This window comes from Flavobacterium saccharophilum, assembly GCF_900142735.1.
Classification (GTDB): domain Bacteria; phylum Bacteroidota; class Bacteroidia; order Flavobacteriales; family Flavobacteriaceae; genus Flavobacterium; species Flavobacterium saccharophilum.
In genome coordinates, this window is sequence record NZ_FRBY01000006.1 from 145,733 (window position 1) to 167,646 (window position 21,914).

The following is a 21,914-nucleotide window of genomic DNA, read 5'->3' on the forward strand; positions in this document are numbered from 1 at the left end:
TTAATCTCATACAATTTATATTCCCTTTAAACAAAAAAAGCCACTCTTTTGAAGGAGTGGCTTTTATAGGATATAAAGAGTACTAACTCTATTTAAAAAAATAACCAACTGTTATTTGAAAAACTCTATTCTTCATATCACTATTAATAATGTAGGTATTTGCGCTTGCATCTTTAAATATATCCGAGTAAGAAATAGTATATCTTAAGTCTGTATAAAACTTATTTTTAAACTGATAACCTAATCCAAAATTTACAGCAGTATCGATACCATTTGCATAATCAGACAGATTGAAAGTTTCATGATTTTCATAACCTAAAAAATTGTCCTGATATTTGTTATTGGCTTTTAAAAGGATCCCGATTTGAGGTCCTGCCTGTACACTTAATCCTTTGACCACATAATATTTTAACATCACTGGAATATTTAAATAATTTAGCCCGATTGTACTCTTATAATGTGAATTTTGTACATCTACATCCGAATAGGAAAATTTCATTCCCTGTTGGCTGTACAAAACTTCTGGCTGAATTGAGAAATTTTTAGCCAGAGGAATTTCGGCCATAATACCGGCAGTAAAGCCTGTTTTATCAGACGAATCTAATTCGTTTTCATCAGAAGTAAGACTGGAAATATTTAAACCTGCTTTTACGCCTATTTTCACCTTATCGGTTTGAGCCGTAACAGTTGCACACAAAAGTAGTGTGCATAAAACTAGCATGGATTTTTTCATAATACTTGTTTGTTTTTAAGATTGGCAGCTCTAAAAACCAGAGCTGCCAGTTCTATCTGTAATTTTTGTTATTTCTTAATAATCTTAGCAGTATATCTTTTTCCGTTTACAGTACAATCCAAAATATAAACCCCTGTAATTAATTGGCTTACATTTATAGTTGATGGCATTGAAGTGTAGGAGTTGCTCCATAATGAAGTACCATCCATCGAATAAATTTTCATCTCAGTTTTACCTTCCACATCATCAGCTAAAAAGATATTTACATTATCAGCAGCCGGGTTTGGAAAAACTCTAAAAGCATTCGTTATTTTTCCGATAATTAAACCTTTGGATTCAATTGGTGCCGACATACGATTACATCCGTTACTATTTGTAGCTTCAAGTGTATAACTTCCTTCCCAAATTGTGGCAACCATTTTTTGAGTTGCATTTGGCAATGGTCTTCCGTTTAAATACCATTGATAAGATGTTGCATCAGCTGAAGCGATCAATTTATTTTCATCTAAAAGCTGAATTTCGGGAACAGTGTTTTCAAGAATAGAAATACTGGTTTTGAAAGTTTTACCCAAACCACTTTCATTAAAAACGGTTACATAATAATCCCCGCTTTCTGTTGCAGTGTAAGTTGGCTCTGTAGAACCATCAAACCATTCGTAAGCTTTATAATTACCTGGATTTAAAACTACCTCAGGACCACAAACATCTCCACTTACCAATTCAGATTTAAAAGTATCAAATACAACTTTTACTGTTTCAGAAACCGTACATCCATTCTTTAATAAGGCAGTTACACTATAATCTCCCGCATTAGTTACTTCAATACCATTAGAAGTGGCATCCGTATTCCATTTATAGGAAACAACTTCGAGTTCGTGTTCTAAAAAATTAGTTTCAGCATTAATATACAAGGTTTTATCTGCATATCCATGAATGACCGGTGTATCAAATATTTTGAAATCTGACGACACACCCTGGTATACATAATTTTTAACGATATTATTTTGTTCTATAATATCATTTTCCAATTTTGCATTAATCGTAAACATATGAGAATCTCCACCCTCATCTAATTTAGGCTGTTTTTTGAAAGTATACTCAATGCTTTCTCCAACAGGAATTCCCGATGTTACGACTTCCGAGATAGTTTCTCCTGTATTGAAATAATCTAAATCTAATTGAACAGCATTTTCTGTAATCGCTTTTTGTCCTTCATTCGTCAGTTTAACTTTTACTTCGCTGTTACCGCAAATATCTTTCGGAGATAAAATTTGTAATGCGACATCCAAAACCGCTTCATTTATTACCTTTAGATCATCCAGAACCAAATAAGAGAATCCATCAGATTTCGAGTGTCTAAAACGCAGCATTACTGACTTGCCAGCGTATTTGCTAATATTGATTATACCTTTTTTCCATTCAGTATCTGAGTAATTTCCCTGGGTAACATTTCTCCATATCTCTGTCCATTCACCATTTACAGGTTTAATATCAACAATTAAAATATCATTAACATTGCTTTGCATCGCATAATAAAATTCTAAAGCTGTAGTACTTGAAGACAATTTGTAAAGCGGTGAAACTAATTCACTGTAATAATAATAACCTTCCAATTGACTGTATAAAAGTTGTCCGTTAGTATCTCCTGTACGATCTTTTAGAGGAAGCGTCAAATAAGTATTATCAGGAATTGGAAGCGCTCTCCAAGGATAATTTTCATCACTTTGATTGGATACAAATCCTTTTGATCCAAATATTGAACCTTGGTTTATATTTGAGAAATTCTCCATGCTTAACTCAGAAGCTTTTTCAACCACCTGAAAAGTACCGGTTATAGTCTGCCCAATTACAGCAACTTCAGCAAGTGCTTTCAAATTAATTTCATAATTTCCTGCTGCTAATTTTGGAAGTCCATTGATGTTATAAATAATAGTCTGACCTACAAGTATCTCATCATTTTTTTCTACTACAACCGGAGCCCCTACAGCTGTTCCGTTTTGAGTGATTTGGTATTCAACTTTAACTTTATTAATTGTGTTATAAGATAAATTCTTAACACTTACAAAAAATTCGTGTGAGGGTGCATCTTCATAAACAGTTTCTGCCACACTAAAATTAGATAATCTTAAAAAATCTTTTTTCTCTGTAATTTCAATATTATCGACAGCAAAACCATTTGCAAATAATCCGTTGTCATTATGTTGAAACGCAATCTGTACACAAGATTTTCCTGCGTAAGGCGTTAAATCTACATCGTATTCCCACCACGCGGCATAATACGGCATATGAAAAACTTCCGTCCAGGTTACTCCTCCATCGGTACTTACTTTTACATAACCATCAGACCAATGCTGTGAATCTCCATAACCATCAAATGATAAATGGGCTTCCTTATAATTTGTTAAATCAAATACCGGCGAAACCAGCATATCGTTTGAAGCATCGCAATTACATTTGTCATCATTACTTGCCATAAAATGAGTATGATCTTCAAGAAACCATCCCGGAGATCCTAAATCTCTATATATTCCTTGTTGCCATCCCGCAGATCCCTTGTTTTCAGAAGTTCTCCATCCTTTGAATTTGCTTGCATCTTCAAAATCCATTTTATAAGGAAGCATAGCTACTTTCATATCTTCATTGTTCCAATTATCGTATGCAAAAGTCACAGCATTATTACCTTGCTTAACATCCTGTGTCATGTCTTCAGGGAAAACAGAGACAGAAATAGTATGCTGTCCAACAGTTGGAAGGCTGATATTTGAAATAGAATACGTTAAAGTGTCTTTAAACTTTGCAAAATTTAAAGTTGTTTTCTCAATTTTTGAAAATACTTCATTTTTGGCCGCATCAAGAACCTTGGTAGTCACATTTACCACCTGACTTGTTGTGGCAAAATTGTTTGTTATTGTAGCACTTACGGTAACATTCGTATTATTAACATCGCATTTTCCTGCGTCTAATTTGGCAGATAAAACTTCTAAGTCGTAAGGCGCATCTTTCACTAGAATATTATCTACAAACCCTCCTATAAAACCATCATTATAATCATCTGTTTTTACATGAAAACGAATTGCAACCTTCTTTCCGGCAAGATCATTCAAGCGTATTTGATACGGATCTTTCTTTAGTTGCGTATTTACTCCTGTAAACCAGCCACCTTCTGTATCATCAAGATGTACTGTTTCAGGATAATTAACATTCTCAACTTTTTTCCATGTTTGACCTTTATCCTCAGAATATTCAACAATTAAACCATCATATCCTTTATGAAATAGATAATATAAATCGAATTCTATATATGGAGAAACCACATTTGTAAAGTCAAAGATTGGTGATTCTAACACAAAATCAGAATTAAGATCCATTTTACCATTTGCTTTTATGTCTACGGTTGCCCAGATATATTGAGATTTCGTTGTTCTAAATGAAACAGGATAGTTCTGAAACAAATACTTTTGTGTTCCGCTTAATGCTTTAGTATTCCAGCCTCCAGGAGTTCTTTCAAATCCTTCAGAATACGGCAATTGTGTTACTATACCGCTGTATGCAGCATTTAAAATACTATTATTCGTAGTTACTGGATCCTGAGTTAAGGTAACATAGCCTTCATAGGTATGCAAACCATGTGCTGATAAATCGACAGCAGTATCAAAAGCAACTGTCATTTGAGATTTTCCCACAAAAGCGGTCTGTAATGTAACATCTTTCCAAACTGTAACACTTCCTGCTGCAGTATCTGTATATCCAACTTTTAAAACAGTCCCTGCTGGAATATCCTGACAACCTAAATTAGTGAAAGTAATTGAGGGTGTATAATTTGCCATAAGTGCATCACCTGTATACATTGGAAGATCCAATGCGGTTACTTTAATGTCAAAATCTTTTTCTGCAAGAGGGACAATTATATTTGAAACAAAAGAATATCCGTCTTTTGCACCAAATTCTACTACAGGTTGTAAATCAAGTTTTACTTCTATATAATTTGATACTCCGCCCAGTTGATAAGGAATATCGGCTTGAATTTTAAGTTTAGTTTCTTCCCCTACAGCTAAATCTTTGGCAAAAGCAACCTGCCCATCAGTTGTATAAAAAGTTGTCAGTTTGCCTAAGCCACTCGCCATAGCTCTTAATTTGAAATTTAAAACTTCATCCGCTTTAATGGCAGTAATCCCGGTATTTCTAACGGTAATATAAAAAGGCTGATCTCCTTTAAATGGTCCACAAGGTGTAGAAGGGTTTTCAACGGAAATAAGAACTATCTGCTTATCAGAATAAGCAGGGCCAACACCCACTGCGTACCAGGCATTAGTAATTTGTTTATATTCTTCAGACCCTAGACCATACAAATCTTCAGCAGCCATTAAACTGGCCATACGCATGTCGCTGAAATTTGAAGATGCCGATAAATATTCTGTAAGCGTTACATAAGCCAGTTTTTCAGCTTTAGCAAGACCAATAGGTTTTACGCTGTAACTGTTATTAATGTCATTAACTCCTTCTCCACCCTCTACTAAAAGGTAATACCAGTAATTGGTAATACCGCTGTTGATATGCACTCCTCCGTTATCATAAGTGATATTAGTCGGACTTACCCAATTTGTTCCTCCATAAGTATCAGGCTGACCCTGCGTTTTTGGGTCAGACATACTTCTTAAACTTCCGTGTGAATATAATTCGTCTCCCAGAAGCCAAATATCATTTTTAGAATCTTTGCCAGCATAAAATTCGATGGAAACACCAAAAATATCACTAAACGATTCGTTCATTGCGCCTGATTCTCCCTGATAAATTAAGTCAGCAGAAAATTGTGTTACAGCGTGTGTTAATTCGTGACCGGTTATACCTAAGCTAACATAAGGCGTGTTATCACCATCTCCAAATTGTGTCCATCCTCCAGTCCATGAGGCATTCTCCACTTTATTTCCTAAATGTGCAAGACCAAAAATGGTCATTCCTTTATCATCGACACTATTACGGTCAAACTTTTCCTGATAATAATCTACAGATTTTTGCAATCCCCAATGAATGTCAATTGCCGCTTCATCATGATCTTTATTATATAAATCATTCCAATTGTTATCCTCATCAATAAATTCTGTAAGTATTTCATCTGAAGGAGAATCTGCATGATTCATGTTTAAAGTATAAATTGGCACGCCAAATTTACCCTGCAAAGACTCTAAATGATATCCATCAGCATATTGTTTGGTATTAAAAGTAACATTTCCGGCATATCGTGCTTTACCTTTACCGATGTTTTGTCCTGCGATGTGAACATCTCTGCTTAAATCAATTTTAAGGATTACTTTTCCAGAATCTGCATCAACATAAATTGTATGGCTTGATTGCGGATTAGTAGCAAAAATATCATATTTCCAGGCCAGGTGATACTCTTTCAATTCTGAAGAGAAATTTGGTCCAACGTAAACCAATTCGCCTTCAGGTTTTGTCTTAATTTCTTTATGAACTAAAGCAGAGAGTTTTTTACTCTGCCATACATATTCCTTCGCATTTACCGTCTTAAGAGCATTTTCAAGAGCTTGAGAAGCATTGACTTTGTATTTGCTATTTGTCGGCAGCTTTTTACTAGTCTCTCCAAACGCATCAATCTTCGTTTTGCTTTCTCTGACCTTGTAAATAGCACCCTCAACAGGAATAGAATTATGTAATTGCTGATAAGTTGCCAGACTTCTGCCGTGTTTATCAGAAACGGATTTTAATTGCATTCTATCTGTACCGCTCAATTCAAAATCGGCTTTTTTAACCTCAAATACATTTCGTATGGTTAAGTTTGAAGATTTAGCAAAAGATCGGACTTTTGTAGTATCGGTGTTCTGAGCACTTTTAGCTGTTAAACTAGCAGCGCTTTTATCAAAAAGTTTTTGACTTGCTTTTAATTGTTTATTAACAGCATCACTTTCTTCCTGCGAAAGTGTCTGACCTTTTATGCTTTTTTGAGTTAAAAGAGGACTCGCTTCATCATCCTGACTAACATTTTGATCCGTTGTTTTCTTAGAAGCTTGATCCTTTTTTTGAAGTGCTGCAGGCGATTGTATTGCTGTCTGCGCATTACTACTTTTGTTTTTTTGCAAAGGAGACTGAGCCATTCCTAAGGAACAGACCAAAAAACCTAACAAAAGAAACAAATACCTGGGTTTAGAGTAAATCTGGTTCATTTTTTTAATTTAAAGGTTAATATTAAGATTGTTGATTAATAATTAAATGTGGTTAATAGGGTAAATAAGAAGCAACAAAAGCAAATCCTAGAAATCAATTTGGAGGTTGATTCTTAGAACTTGCTTTCGTTATTTTTTTTATAATTTTTAAGAGTGCGCTCTTTTTTGTTTTTGCTTCGTCTAAAAGTTCTTCAAGACTTTTAACGGGTTCCTTTTTTTTATTCGTATTCATCAAACCGTATTTATAATAGATTTGGCGAATATAGAATGACAGGATCGGGTACTAAAAAAAAGGAGTAATGCAAAAACACTCAGTGCTAAAAAAGGACTACTAATAAAACACTCATTTCAACATAATTACCAAATAATCAAATAATTAGATTTAAAATTACTTTAAAATTAATCATGCTTAAAAGTGTTTAAATAGGTAGAAAGATTTACTTTTTCATTGGTTAAATCGAACTTTTTGCGAAGGCGTGTCCTGGCATTTTCGATCGATTTAAAAGATTGTCCTGTTATTTGAGAGATTTCTTTTGTAGTTAAATCTAAATATAAAAGAGCACAAAGTCTGCGATCTTTTGGAGTAAGCGATGGGTAATCGACTGTAAGTTTATCAAAGAAAGATTTATGAACCTGCTCAAAGCTTATTTCAAATTCTTTCCAGATATCTGTATTTAAATCTTTTTCCAAACGTTTCAAAACAATATCAATTGCGTGCTGCATTTCCTTGTTTGTTGTTTGGAGTTTTATCTTCTTCAGATCGGTCAAAATCTCATTGATATTATCGGTACGATTAATTTCCGACATTGCTTTTCCGACCAAAACCATATTTTTTGCTTCAAGACTTTGCTTCAGTTCTTGTTGTTTGGCTTTTAATTTTTCCTTTTCCAGCTGATTTTTTATATTCGTATTTCGATATCTTATTAGCAGGATAATCAAAACCAAAATACCTACAACCATGATCAGCCCCACCACATAATATTTAAATCGCTTCTTTTCTTCCTCTAACGATCTTATCTGCGTACGAACTTTATAATCTTGCTCCAGTCTGATTCTTTCCAGGTTTACCGCCTTTTGCTCAATATTTATACTATCGCTAATGGTATTGTATTTCTGAAAATAAAAAACCGCATTTTTATAATCCTGCTTTTCTAAGTAAGCCTGATAAAGTATTTTATTCAGTCTTAAGCCAGAAAAACTGAATACATTACCTTTTGACAATTCTAAGGCCTGTTTTGCATTTGTAATCGCATCATCCAGATTTTTTTCTTCTAATTTGTATCCTGAAAAAGACTCATGAATAAAAGCTTTTAAGGAATTATCAATTGGAGTATTGATTAAAGAAAAAGCTTTTTCAAAGTAAATATTGGCATTTTTCTTGTCTTTTTTTGAAGCGTAAGCTCTTGCCAGATTGGTATAGACATACGCCGTTAAAGTATTATTATTTATGGTTTTAGCAATAAGATCTGCCTTATGGAAATAATATAAAGAGGAATCTACATTTTTACCCAGATAAATTGTACCAATGTTGTTTAAGATTTTTAACAGTTTATCAGATTCCTTTTTAGATTTTTGATAATGATATACATTCAAAAAATACTGGAGTGCCTTTTCTTGATTATTAGTTCCTGCGTAAACAATGGCAAGATTATTCTCCATCTTAAAGATTTCCTCCGTTTTATTACTGCTTTTATAAATTTCATAGGCTTTTAAGTAGTACTGAAGTGTAACATCTAATACATCTTTTGAACTATATATGCTACCGGCAGTTTTATAAACCTGAGCCAGAAGGAGCTCTGCATTAGCTGTTTTTTTTGCCTCCGCTTCAGCTAATTCCACGTATTTTACTGCTCTGTTCCAATCAGAATCCTGTAGTTTAATGGCAATTTTAAGGCACAGATCAACCTTTTTCTCATGATCATCAATGGTATTTAACCTATCGATTAATTCTTTTGTGGAGGACTGAGAATAAGAAATTAAAGTAAAAAAAATAAGAAGGAATGATAATAATCGAGCCATCGCGTAAAACTATAAAGATGGGTTCAAAATTAAGAAAAATAAATGTTGAATCTACAAATAAAAATTTGTACCAAGGCCAGAATCACTTTATAGTAACCATACTATAATTTAAATACAAAATAAATGTGCTCGAACACATTTTTGCTCCTTTTCGTTTTTTTATTGAAAAATAACCTATATATTCGTCATCAAAATCTAAAAATCCTTGCTTTATTTTCAAATTATAAGGATTCAAACCATGATTTTAATTCAATTTTTAACTTTTTACGAAATTAATTTAAGTTGAAATAATAGAAATCAAAACTAAGCTGTCAAAACAAAAATTAAAGATGAATTACAAACATTTTCTGATCCTTATAAGCCTTTTTTTCGTGTCAATGCAAGCACTTCCACAATCTAAAATGACGAAGTCAGATTCGATTTTTTTCGTCGAAAAAACTGTGTTTGCACCAACCGTTTCAAAAGCAACCTCAACGTACAAAACGCCAATATGTCCTGAAGGTTTTAATTTGGAATTGATAGGCTCAGATAATCTTTCGGTTATAACCAAATCAGGAACCGTTTTTACTCCGCTGCATGACATGGTGGTTCATCTTTTATTTAAGGCAATTAAAAAAGATAACGGTTCTTATATAGAAATTCCATTTGTTGTAAACGTTGAAGGAACTTACAATAATCAGGGAAAGAATGCAAAACCTTTTGTGATTCCGTCCTTGAGGGAATGGCATGGAGCCGAAGGGAATTTCATATTGACAACAAAATCAAGAATTGTAATCGATGCAAAACAGGAAGCAATACTCATGCAGGCTGCTACAATTTTTCAGGACGATTTAGATAAACTGTGCGCTATAAAGCCTAAAATTGTTATCGGCAAGCCAAAAGCCGGAGATGTTTTCATTTCGTTGGATGGGAAAAATGAGGAACTGGGAACTGAAGGTTATTCTCTTTCCATTCGTGATTATGTTTCTATTAATGCTGCTCAATATAAAGGGGCCCTTTGGGGAACACGTACCCTCTTGCAAATATTAGAGCAAGATGCAAAACATTGTTCTTTACCTAAAGGGATTTCAAGAGATTACCCGAAATATGAAGTAAGAGGTTTTTTATTGGATGTTGGAAGAAAATATTTCACAATAGATTTTTTGAGAGATTACGTAAAGTTGATGTCCTATTATAAAATGGGCGATTTTCAAATTCATCTAAGTGATAATGCCTTTGTAAAACATTACAACAACGACTGGGATAGTACTTACAGCGGCTTTAGGCTGGAAAGCGAGCGATACCCAAATCTGCCGACAAAGGGAGAATTCTACACTAAAAAAGAATTTATCGATTTACAACTATTGGCAGAGCGATACGGAATAAATATTATTCCTGAAATTGACGTTCCTGCGCATTCTCTTGCCATTTCTAAAGCTTTTCCGCAAATTGCCAGCGAAAAATACGGCAAAGATCATCTGGACATCAAAAACCCTGAAACGTACACCATTGTAGAAAATATATTCAGAGAGTATTTGGAAGGAGAAAATCCCGTATTCCGTTTTAAGGAAGTGCATATTGGAACTGACGAATATGCTAAGGAAGAAGCTGAACCCTTCAGAAAATTCACAGATCATTTTATAAAATATGTACAAAGCTTTGGCAAAGATGTGAGAGTTTGGGGCGCATTGACGCACGCTCAGGGTGTTACTCCGGTTACCTCAAAAGGTGTTACTATGAATGCCTGGTATAACGGTTATGCTGATCCTTTGAAAATGAAAGAATTGGGTTATCCTCTTATCAGTACACCAGATGGTTATCTTTATATTGTACCTGCTGCAGGCTATTATTATGATTATCTGAACCTGAAATATTTATACGAAAAATGGGAACCGGTAGCAATTGGCGATGTGGTTTTCAAGATGGGAGATCCTTTTATTCGAGGCGGAATGTTTGCCGTATGGAATGATGTTTCAAAAAACGGCATTACCGCTCAGGATGTTACGGACAGAGTTTTCCCGGCTTTACAGGTGTTAAGCGAGAAAATGTGGAGCGGAGAAAATAAAACGGTGAATTTCAGTGCTTTTTCAGATAAAGTTAAATCTATAAATGAAGGCCCTGGCTTAAATTTGAGAGGGAAAATTTCCGGTAAAGATGCTTTGGTTGTCAATTACGAAATGAAAGGCAACGATAAGGAAATCAAAAACATAAATCAGGTTCTCTATGAAAAAGAGGGGAACAGAAAAGTTTTAAATTTTAAGAGCAATAGCAGTCAGGTAAAACTTCCTTATCCCGAAATTGGATATAATTATACGGTTATTTTTAAAATTAATCCATCAGAAAATAATGCTGACGATGCGGTAATTTTTCAATCGAATCATGCGACTGTGAAATTAAAACAAGGTAATACGTCTAATTTTGGTTTTTCTCATGAGGGAAAAGATTACGATTTTGGAATTGCAATTCCTGAAAAGAAATGGAGCACTATTGCGGTTTCTGGAGATAATAATTCTACTACTTTGTATTTAGATGGTAAGCTGGTTAAAAAATTAGAACGTGAAAAAATTCCAATAGGCATCAAAACCGACTCGATTTACATCATGAAAACCTTATTTTTTCCACTAGGTCAAATTGGGGACAGTAAAAATTCTTTTATTGGAAAAATGAAAGATTTAAAAGTATTCAATCAGATTCTATCTGAAATACAAATTCAGGCTATAAAAGAAGAGGAATAACTATTTTATAAATTAGAAAATTTATGAATATCATTTTTAAAACAATACTGACTTGCCTGATAACGAGCGTACTATTTTCCCAACAAAAACCAAATATCATTTATATCTATGCCGATGATTTAGGATATGGTGAATTGGGCTGTTACGGTCAGAAAGTAATTAAGACTCCCAATATCGATAAACTGGCATCGGAAGGAATAAAATTTACGCAGCATTACGCCGGTGCGCCTGTTTGTGCGCCTTCAAGATGTATGTTAATGACGGGTAAAAATGCAGGTCACGCGTATATCCGTGGAAATTATGAGTTTGGCGATTTTACCGATGAAAATGAAAAAGGACAATTGCCTTTAGAAGCAAAGGCTTTTACGGTTGCCGAATTATTAAAATTGAAAGGCTATACAACAGCCCTTGTTGGTAAATGGGGATTGGGTTATAATGAAACTGAAGGAATGCCAACCAAACAGGGATTTGATTATTTCTATGGCTATTTTGACCAAAAGCAGTCCCATAATTTTTATCCTTCCCATCTTTGGGAAAGTTTTAGTGATGATTATCTAAAATTAAACAATAACAATATAGAATCTGGAAATTCCCTTTCAGTTAAAGGTTATACGGTGAAAGATGATTTAGGACAGCCTTACATCTATGTTCACAGCAAGGCATTAGATCCTAAAACAGCAACTCCGGCTGATTTTGATGCTTTCAAAGGAAAAGTATACGCTCCCGAAAAAATGACTGAAAAAGCAATCGGATTTATTGATAAAAACAAAGAGAAACCGTTCTTTTTGTACCTGGCTTATACGCTCCCTCACGTTTCTTTGCAAGCTCCGGAAGAATGGATTAAAAAATACAAAGGGCAATTTGATGAGCAGCCTTATTATGGAAACAATGGCTACGCTCCTACTCTATATCCAAAGTCAACTTATGCAGCAATGGTTTCTTATCTGGATGCTCAAGTCGGAATAATTCTTGAAAAAATAAAAGCGCTTGGATTAGACAATAATACCATTGTAATGTTCAGCAGTGATAATGGCGCAACGTTTAAAACTGGCGGTTTTGATCCAGCGTATTTCAATAGTATGGGTGGATTAAGAGGTACAAAAGGTGATTTATACGAAGGTGGAATTCGCATTCCGTTAATAGCAAAATGGCCAGGCAAAATTCCGGCTGGCAAAACGAGCGATTTGATTAGTTCGCAAATTGACTTTTTTGCTACAATAGCTGATTTAAACGGTCAAAAAAAGACCGATACTGACGGAATTTCATTTTTACCTGAATTAACAGGAAAATCGAAAAACCAAAAAAAACACGAATACCTATACTTTGAATTCTCAGAAAAAACAGGTCAGGTAGCAGTTCGACTTGGAGACTGGAAAGGAGTGAAAAGCAACATGAAGAAAAATAAAAATGCTCCTTGGGAAATCTATAATCTTAAAACCGACGAAAAAGAGTCTGTTGATCTTGCTTCCCAACATCCTGAATTGGTTAAAAAATTTGAAGAAATTGTAAAGAAAGAACATACTCCTGCGCAAATTAAAGAATGGGAATTCATTAACTAATAAGATAAAACTTCAGAGAGATCTGGAGTTTTTTTTTACTTTTTTTTAAATATCTATAAACCATTAAAAATCACATAATTAAAATCATAACATGCGAAAAATTGAGTTTTTAGAACAAAAAACTTAGTTTAATGATTGACATTTTTCTTTCCTTTTTCCTGAAATCCTTTCTTTTTATCGATTTAAAATCAGATTTGAATTTAAGCGCATAAAATTTAAGCAAGCTTAGTCTTACATATAAAACCTAATTTGATTACTGGTATGGTCATAAGGCCAATATTTTTTTATTTCCAATAAAATTTTCTGAAAAAGTAATTCTGATACTATATTATCCACTTTTAAAATTTTAGAAAGTGATCGTTTGTAGTAAAATATTTTATTCCGCTAAATAAAATATTACGCAAAAGACATTATTTCCTAAAAACCACCATTATTGCCTTATATTCATATATTACCCACTTTTATTTTCATATTACCCAAAAATACAACCGTTTTTTATGCATATTTTAAAAAACTGGTAGGTACTGGTATGTGCTGACGAGGAAACATTTCTAATTTTGGTTTTCACATTTATCCATCTTTCGCGAAAACGAGAAAGTAAATTACTAACCAAAAACCATTATTACAAAAAATGAAATTATTAATCAAAGACAAACCAAAAACCGTTTGGCTTACTTCTGAAATCTGGAAGTTTACCAAATTGACACCTGGATTTCTGTTAGCCATGACCCTGCAAGTTTCTGCAGCAACAGAATCAAAAGACACTAACTTTTTCCTGAATTTACATAACACTCCATCCACGGGGAGCACAGCAACAGGAGCAAAGAATGAAACTATTTTATCAAACTATCAAAAAACAATTAAAGGTACCGTAACGGGCTCAAAAGGAGAACCACTGCCGGGAGTAAACATACTTGTAAAAGGAACGAATAACGTTGTAACTACAGACTTCGATGGTAAGTTTTCAATCGATGTTCCAGATTCTAATAGCATTCTTGTTGTATCATTTACCGGTTTTGTAACTAAAGAAGTTAGAGCCACAGACGGTTTAAACATTCAACTGGAAGAAGAAAATCAAACCTTAAATGAAGTAGTTGTTGTGGGATACGGTACTCAGAAAAAAGCCTCTACAACAGGCGCAATTGCTTCTATCAAAGGAGGCGTTTTAACACAAAACGCATCTGCAAACGTTTCGAATGGTATTGCAGGACGTATGTCTGGTGTAATTGCCAATAACCGTTCCGGAAGACCGGGTGATGACAGCTCAAGCCTTTTAATTAGAGGATTTAACTCGTTTGGAGGCGGAACCAGCCCTCTGGTAGTCGTAGATGGTATTCCGGATCGTGATCTAAACAGAATCAATCCGGATGATATTGAATCGGTTACGGTTTTGAAGGATGCATCGGCAGCAATTTATGGTGTTCGATCTGCCAATGGAGTAATCTTAGTGACGACGAAAAGAGGTAAAGTTAGTGCGCCAACGATCAAAATTGATGGTTCTTATGGAATTCAGCAATTAACCCGTATGGACGAAAAAGTAAATTCATGGCAATACATGACGTATTACAACGAACTTAATGCTCACAAGGGAACCACACTTCCGTATGCACAATCTGAAATAGACAAATACAAAGCCGGAAATGATCCTAATTATACCAGCACCAATTGGCTTAAGGAAGTTTATAGAAAAGATGCACCGCAATCTAACGTTTCTATGTCCGTAAATGGTGGTACGGAACAAGTGAAATATTTCTTTTCTGGTCAATATTTAAACCAGGAAAGTAATCTTAGAAACAGCGACGAGCGTTACAGACAGTTCAATCTTAGATCAAATATTGATGTTAATATCTCATCCAACTTAAAAGTAAACCTTGATATTGCGACACGAAGAGAAGACCGAAATTACCCGGCGGTAAGTATAGGAAGTATTATGCACGAGACCGTTAGTATGTATCCATTTATTCCGGCCTATTGGAAAAATGGCTTACCCTCTTCAGGAATTTCAAATGGAAGAAACCCTATTTTAATGTCTTCTTCAGCTGCAGGTTACGATAAAGTGATCAACCTCATCGTAAACCCAAAAATAGGATTCGATCTTAAATTACCAAAAATTACCGAAGGCCTTTCTCTAAGCGGATATGCAGCATTTGATTATAATGTTCGCAGCGAAAAGAAATTCACAAAACCTTGGGATGCTTACGCTTACGACAAAATAAATGACAGTTACAATAACGTAAAAAACAGTACCAGTATAACGAGCGTTATGCAGGACGAGCAAATTACGAACCAAAATACTTATTTCGCAAAATTAGCCTACGATCGTAAGTTTAACAAACATTCCTTTAATGCTTTTGTTGGATACGAACAAACTACAACGGACAAAACGGAAACTTATGCTTACAGAAGAGATTTACTGAGCGATAAATTAGACCAGATTTTCACAGGAAGCACCAAAGGGCAAAATGCAACTGGCAGCGCTTATCAGGACGGAAGAGAAAGTTATTTAGGCCGCGTTGCTTATAACTTTGACAACAAATATTTTGCTGAAGTTTCTGCCCGTTACAACGGATCTTTCAATTTTCCATCTTCTACACGTTGGGGAATGTTTCCTTCTGTATCTGCAGGCTGGAAAATATCTGAAGAAGATTTTTTCAAAAATAATATTAAAGCAATTGATCAGCTAAAAATTAGAGCTTCATGGGGAAAAATGGGTAATGATGATATGAGAAGCGGCAATCAGCTAAATCAATATCTTTTCTTAACAAGATATCAGTTAATAACAGATCAACAGCTTTACAGCTATTTTGGTTCAGATTATACGCTAAACAACAGTATCTATCTTTCTTCTACTCCTAACCCTAATATAACCTGGGAAGTGCAGGATTCAAAAAACATCGGATTTGATTTTGGCTTTTTCAATAATAAACTGACTGCTACTTTTGATTACTTCAGCAATAAAAGATCTGATATTTTAACGGCAAGAAATGCATCTGTGCCTTTGTATACAGGTTTGGCACTTCCTAAAGAAAACATTGGAGAAACTGTTAACAGAGGTACTGACTGGTCTGTAAATTATGCAGACATGAGTCACCAATTCAAATACAGCATTGGTTTAAACTTTACTTATGCGCAAAGTGAAGTTTTGTTTCGCGACGAAGCGCCTAATATCCCGCAATGGCAAAAATCAACCGGAAAAGCTATCGACTCCTGGATGGTTTACCAAACAAATGGCATTTATCGCACACAGGCAGATGTTGACAATTCAGCTCATTTCGAAGGAGCTAAACCCGGAGATCTTTGGGTAAAAGATACAGACGGAGATGGCAGTATAACGACTAATGACCAGGTTAGAATTCCAGAATCGGCTACGCCAAAAATAGCTTACGGTATTCCGATGAGAGCGGAGTATAAAGGATTCTCTATCGACATGCTTTGGACAGGCCAAGCAAAAGCAAAACAAATGATTCTTCCACAAGCGCAGGGAGCTATCGTAGCACCGCCAACGTGGCTGTACAATGACAGATATACTGCAGATAATCCTGATTCTAAATATCCTGTAGCCTTCAATGACTCAGACAATAGAAACAATATTCCAGCTGACTTCTGGTTAAGAGATGCGTCTTTCTTTAGATTAAAATCATTAGAAGTTTCTTATGTTTTACCTGAAAATGCACTTTCGAAATTTGGAGTATCAAACGTGAGGTTTTATGCCGGAGGAACAAACTTATTTTCTTTCGACCATATGAAACAATACAACCTTGATCCAGAAACGAACAATACAACAGGAGTAAATTATCCACAGACCCGTATTTACAGAATAGGCGTAAGTATTCAATTATAATATCGCAAAAAAATAAAGATTATGAAAAATCATAAAACCAATAAACTAATAAAAAAGATGGCATTCCTCCTTGCCTCTTTCATCACCATTCTATCTTTTACTTCCTGTAGCGAAGATCCTCTGGACAAAGTTCCTTTGGATTCTTATACAGATGCATCCGTATGGACAGACCTGAAACTTGCTGAAGCTTTTGCAAACAATCTGTATACTGTATTGCCTAGCACACAGCACAACTGGAATGACAGAACAAACAGAAGTTGGGTTTTGTCTACGGCTTGCGACGAAGCTTTTAATAATTTTAACGATTATGATATTTGGAACCTAAATTCAGGGGCATTGACTCCGGATAATGCCGGTAATTTTGATATCTGGAAACCTACTTATGCTACCATTCAAAATTGCAATATCTTTTTATCCAGAATTGATGATGTTCCGGGAGATGAAGCCTGGCGCACCAGACTAAAAGGTGAAGTGTTATTTTTGAGAGCGTATGCTTATTTCAAACTAACCAGCGATTATGGAGGAGTTCCTTTGGTTACCGTTCCTTTTGATCTAAACAGTAATTTTAAAGTTGATCGTAGTACTTATGATCAATGCGTTGATTTTATCGTTACCGAATTAGATAAATCTGCTGAGTTATTACCTTTAACAACTTCTAGCCTTGGCAGAATTACAAAAGGTGCTGCGCTTGCCATAAAATCACGAGCATTGCTTTATGCTGCGAGCCCACAATGGAATACTACTAATGATATTTCTAAATGGAAAAAGGCAGCTGATGCTGCAAAAGCTGTTATTGATTTAAACATCTATCAGCTTTACGATAAAAGCTATGCTGATCTTTTTACCACTAATAATTCAGAGATTATCTGTTCTCGTTTGTCTAGTAAAGATCCTCAATGGAGTGCCTTTAATGGTGTAGAAATGTTCAATTCTCCGAGTGGTTTTCACGGATGGGCAAACTTTGCTCCAAGCCAGAGTCACATTGACGCTTACGGAACCGCAGACGGAAAAGACATTACGGATCCAACATCTGGTTACAATCCACAAAAACCTTACGTAAACAGAGATCCTCGTTTTTACAAAAATATAGTATACGATGGACGTGCTTACGGAAAACCGGAGTTTTGTCAGGACCGTTATGATGCAGGAAGTTCAAATAAAGCTGAATTTTACGAAGGCGGATTAGATTCTCCTCAGGGTTGGGATACGTGGAACGCCAGTAAAACACGTTACACATTTCGTAAATATTGTGATACAACATACAATTACAATAGCGAGACGCAAACCAATAAAACGTGGATTATTTCGCGCTTAGGCGAAATTTATCTGAATTATGCCGAAGCCGAATTCAAACTAGGAAACGAAGGAACGGCTATTCAATATTTAAACGCAATCAGACAGCGTGCAGGAATTACGGTTCCATTGACAGGTTTAACCGGTACCGCTTTAGAAAATAAAATTCGTAACGAAAGACAAGTTGAATTATGTTTAGAAGGATTCCGTTATTATGATGTTCGTCGTTGGAAAATCGCTGACGTAACCGAAAATAAACCTTTAATGGGCGTAATTATTACCAAAAATGGTGACGGTACAAAAACCTATACATACACAAAAGTTCAGGACAGAATTTTTAAACCTCAACATTATTTATTGCCAATTCCGAGAGATGAAACGAACAGGACAAGTCTCGTTCAAAACCCGGGTTATAATTAATTTGTTTCTCTTTTTTGCCCCAAAACAAAGCGTTAGTTTATCAAAAAACTAATAGTAAATTAGCAAACCCACCCTTTCAATTGTGTGGGTTTGTTTTTAAAATTTTAATCACATTAAAAATCAATTTAATGAAGATCGTATTTAATAAAAGTCGAAAACCTATTCTATTTGCCGTTATAGCTTTTTGCTTTATGACAAGTAAAACATTTTCGCAGGAAGACAACCGTTGGAAAATTGATGCTGATGGTGCTATTTCCTGGCAAATAAACAACAACATTCCGCATGACGACCATATCGAAATGAGTGGTAAAAAAATCTCCTGCGTTCTAAGATATGGTGTCGCAGCAGATGGTTCTTTTCATGCAACCCGCAGTCTGGTTTGGCCTATGCTGAGAACGATTCCGAATAATACGCACGCTAGTTTTACACGCCGTTTTGCACAAGATGCTTTTGATCTGGTTACAGTAAATTATAAACCTATTACGGAAGAAAAAGTACTTTCATTATCGCTTAACGGAACTTTGTTAGTTAAAAGTAAATCCGGTAATTCCCTTGAACTAACCAGACAATTTTTTCCATCGACAACATTAGCCGGTTATTGTGAAATTTACACGCTTAAAAACACCTCTGATAAAACCTGCATTGTCGAAATTCCAAAATTAAATACGGTTTATACTTCTGATCCTGCGAAAGGAACAGAAGGCAGTTATGCTGTAAATGTGACTCTTTTTAATTCAGGAAATTTTAATCTTCAGGCAAATGAAACCATTAGCTTTTCTGTTTTCTATTCTGGAGCTAAAGCAAACGAACAAGTTCCGACTGTAAATGCAGAAGAAGAAAAAAACAAGCGTATCAACTTAATTCATGAAATATGGGATAAACTTATATTAGAAACTCCAGATCCGGTTTTGAATACCGAATTTGCTTTCGCGAAAATTAGAGCTTCAGAAAGTATTTTCGAAACCAAAGGCGGTCCTATGCACGGTCCCGGCGGAGAATCCTATTATGCGGCCATTTGGGCCAATGATCAGGCAGAATATATTGGCCCCTTTTTTCCTTATTTAGGATATGAATATGGCAATCAGGCATCACTTAATGCGTATCTGCAATTTGCGAAATTCATGAACAAAGAATACAAACCTATTCCGAGTTCGATTGTTGCAGAAGGAACTGACATTTGGGATGGAGCCGGGGATCGTGGCGATGGAGCAATGATTGCCTATGGCGCTTCACGTTATGCGCTTTCGAGAGGAAATACAAATGAAGCCCAGCAATTATGGCCGTTAATTGAATGGTGTCTGGAATACTGTCATCGAAAACTAAATTCGGACGGTGTGGTAACTTCAGATTCTGATGAGCTTGAAGGGCGTCTTCCGGCAGGAAAAGCGAACCTTAATACTTCTTCTTTATATTATGATGCACTTAATTCGGCAGTTTATTTAGGGAAAGCTTTAGGAAAAAACGAAGCTCAACTGAAAGCTTACAAAGCTGAAGCAGAAAAATTAAAAGTAGCGATTGAAAAATATTTTGGTTCTAAAGTCGAAGGCTTTGAAACCTACAGATATTATAAAGGAAATGATATCCTAAGAGCGTGGATCTGCACTCCGCTTACTATGGGCATTTATGATCGAAAAGACGGAACTATAGATGCGTTATTTTCACCACGGCTATGGACAAAAGATGGTCTTGCCAGTGTTGCCGGTGACAAGATATTTTGGGATCGTTCTACTTTATATGCCTTAAGAGGTGTATTGGCTGCCGGAGAAACGGACAAAGCTTTGGACTTTTTACATTATTATTCAAACCGACGTTTATTGGGTGACCACGTTCCTTATCCTGTAGAAGCTTATCCGGAAGGAGATCAACGCCATCTTTCGGCAGAAAGCGGTTTGTATTGCAGAATTTTTACTGAAGGTTTATTTGGAATCCGACCTACGGGTTTGCATAGTTTCGATTTCACACCACGCCTTCCTAAATCCTGGCCCGTTATGAAGTTGCGTCATGTATTTGCATTCGAAAGAAATTTTGATATTACAGTAGAAAGAGTCAATCAGAAACTTAAAATAACAATCACTGATAGTAAAAAAACAGTTTTCAATAAGGTAATTAAAGATGGAGATACGGTAAATATTACTCTTTAAGTACTAATTCTTTTTAAATATTTAGTAAGAAGAGCTTCAAAGAAATTTGGAGCTTTTTTTATGTCAACTTTACTTCTTTTTAATTCAGAATCTAAATCAAATTTATTTGATATTTTTTTGTAATTTAAAAGTTCTAATCTTTACACATAATGCTGGAACAATTTAAAAAATATATCATAGATAATACTGGTCTCTCAGAAAACGAGTATAAAGAATTAGAGCATTTGGTTTATTCACTAGAAGCAAAAAAAGGAACTGTTTTATTAAAGGAAAATCAAATTTGCAACAAGGCTTTTTTTGTTTGCAAAGGAATGTTGCGTTCCTATACAGTAGATGAAATGGGAAAAGATCATATTATTCAGTTTGCCTCTGAAAATTGGTGGATCGCAGACAGAAGTAGTTTCTATTTTGATGAGCCGTCGGAATTATTTATTGATGTAATTGAAGATGCTGAAATCGTTTACATCCATAAGGAATTTATTAAAACCGCAGAAAAACTTTCTAAAAACTTCGTCTCTTTTAATACACTTGCACTTCAAAAAAATATTCGACAAATGCAGAAAAGAATAAATTATTTATTGGCAGCTACTGCTGAAAAAAAATATTTAGACTTTATCGAAACGCATCGTGAGATTACTTATCGACTACCACTTCAAATGATTGCTTCCTATCTTGGCATTACTCCCGAAAGCTTAAGCAGGGTAAGAAAAGAACTGGCCAGAAAAAACTTCAAACCCTAAATTACCTTACCCAATAACTTTTTAATTTACCGCAAAGCGCGCAAAGTATTTTTTTTTGCTGTGTTTGCAGGATATCTTTATTAAGCTCGCAAAGCTTTGTACTAATCTCGCTTTGCGGTCTCTAACGTAAAGCCTCACAACTGAATACCAAATAGATACAAAGCGAAAGGTATAATTTTCTTTGTATAACTCTGCGTAAAATCTCTGCGCAGCTCTGTGGCACAGCTTCCTATTTTTTTTCCGCGCAACACTGCGTTAAATCTCTGTGTATCTCT

General features: G+C 35.1%; 9 protein-coding genes. 6 read left to right on the forward strand and 3 right to left on the reverse strand.

Features of this window, described 5'->3' with window-relative positions; all coding sequences use genetic code 11:
• Window positions 1-88: 88 nt before the first annotated feature.
• The 3 genes from BUA98_RS19175 to BUA98_RS19185 all read right to left on the reverse strand — a co-directional run bounded on the left by BUA98_RS19175 (window position 89) and on the right by BUA98_RS19185 (window position 8,931).
• The gene (locus BUA98_RS19175) at window positions 89-733 is read right to left on the reverse strand and encodes a porin family protein (protein WP_072975162.1); all 645 of its coding nucleotides are present in this window, start codon (window positions 731-733) and stop codon (window positions 89-91) included.
• A gap of 68 nt (window positions 734-801) precedes the next feature.
• The gene (locus tag BUA98_RS19180; protein ID WP_086065452.1) at window positions 802-6,912 is read right to left on the reverse strand and encodes a M4 family metallopeptidase; all 6,111 of its coding nucleotides are present in this window, start codon (window positions 6,910-6,912) and stop codon (window positions 802-804) included.
• Between the two features lie 399 nt (window positions 6,913-7,311).
• Window positions 7,312-8,931 (reverse strand): tetratricopeptide repeat protein, encoded by a 1,620-nt coding sequence (locus BUA98_RS19185; protein WP_072975164.1) that lies wholly within the window; start codon window positions 8,929-8,931, stop codon window positions 7,312-7,314.
• Between the two features lie 401 nt (window positions 8,932-9,332).
• Between BUA98_RS19185 and BUA98_RS19190 the strand changes: the two genes are divergently transcribed.
• The 6 genes from BUA98_RS19190 (at window position 9,333) to BUA98_RS19215 (ending at window position 21,639) form a co-directional block, all read left to right on the forward strand.
• The gene (locus BUA98_RS19190) at window positions 9,333-11,645 is read left to right on the forward strand and encodes a family 20 glycosylhydrolase (RefSeq protein ID WP_159433480.1); all 2,313 of its coding nucleotides are present in this window, start codon (window positions 9,333-9,335) and stop codon (window positions 11,643-11,645) included.
• A 23-nt stretch (window positions 11,646-11,668) separates the two neighbouring features.
• Window positions 11,669-13,204: an arylsulfatase gene (locus BUA98_RS19195; protein WP_072975165.1), complete on the forward strand. Its 1,536-nt coding sequence runs from the start codon at window positions 11,669-11,671 to the stop codon at window positions 13,202-13,204.
• A gap of 631 nt (window positions 13,205-13,835) precedes the next feature.
• Window positions 13,836-17,045, forward strand: a complete 3,210-nt coding sequence (locus tag BUA98_RS19200) for a SusC/RagA family TonB-linked outer membrane protein (RefSeq protein ID WP_072975166.1) — start codon at window positions 13,836-13,838, stop codon at window positions 17,043-17,045.
• Between the two features lie 21 nt (window positions 17,046-17,066).
• Window positions 17,067-18,758 (forward strand): RagB/SusD family nutrient uptake outer membrane protein, encoded by a 1,692-nt coding sequence (locus BUA98_RS19205; RefSeq protein WP_086065456.1) that lies wholly within the window; start codon window positions 17,067-17,069, stop codon window positions 18,756-18,758.
• 128 nt (window positions 18,759-18,886) lie between these two features.
• Complete coding sequence (locus BUA98_RS19210; RefSeq protein WP_208858005.1) at window positions 18,887-20,899, forward strand: hypothetical protein; 2,013 nt, start codon at window positions 18,887-18,889, stop codon at window positions 20,897-20,899.
• 149 nt (window positions 20,900-21,048) lie between these two features.
• On the forward strand, window positions 21,049-21,639 hold the full coding sequence (locus tag BUA98_RS19215; RefSeq protein ID WP_072975168.1) for a Crp/Fnr family transcriptional regulator: 591 nt from the start codon (window positions 21,049-21,051) through the stop codon (window positions 21,637-21,639).
• Window positions 21,640-21,914 lie beyond the last annotated feature (275 nt).

Bases quoted from the DNA above. Each gene is read 5' to 3' on its own strand.
- BUA98_RS19180 (WP_086065452.1), bottom strand. From the start codon at position 6,912: ATGAACCAGATTTACTCTAAACCCAGGTATTTGTTTCTTTTGTTAGGT.
- BUA98_RS19195 (WP_072975165.1), top strand. From the start codon at position 11,669: ATGAATATCATTTTTAAAACAATACTGACTTGCCTGATAACGAGCGTA.
- BUA98_RS19175 (WP_072975162.1), bottom strand. From the start codon at position 733: ATGAAAAAATCCATGCTAGTTTTATGCACACTACTTTTGTGTGCAACT.
- BUA98_RS19200 (WP_072975166.1), top strand. From the start codon at position 13,836: ATGAAATTATTAATCAAAGACAAACCAAAAACCGTTTGGCTTACTTCT.
- BUA98_RS19215 (WP_072975168.1), top strand. From the start codon at position 21,049: ATGCTGGAACAATTTAAAAAATATATCATAGATAATACTGGTCTCTCA.
- BUA98_RS19185 (WP_072975164.1), bottom strand. From the start codon at position 8,931: ATGGCTCGATTATTATCATTCCTTCTTATTTTTTTTACTTTAATTTCT.
- BUA98_RS19190 (WP_159433480.1), top strand. From the start codon at position 9,333: ATGACGAAGTCAGATTCGATTTTTTTCGTCGAAAAAACTGTGTTTGCA.
- BUA98_RS19205 (WP_086065456.1), top strand. From the start codon at position 17,067: ATGAAAAATCATAAAACCAATAAACTAATAAAAAAGATGGCATTCCTC.
- BUA98_RS19210 (WP_208858005.1), top strand. From the start codon at position 18,887: ATGAAGATCGTATTTAATAAAAGTCGAAAACCTATTCTATTTGCCGTT.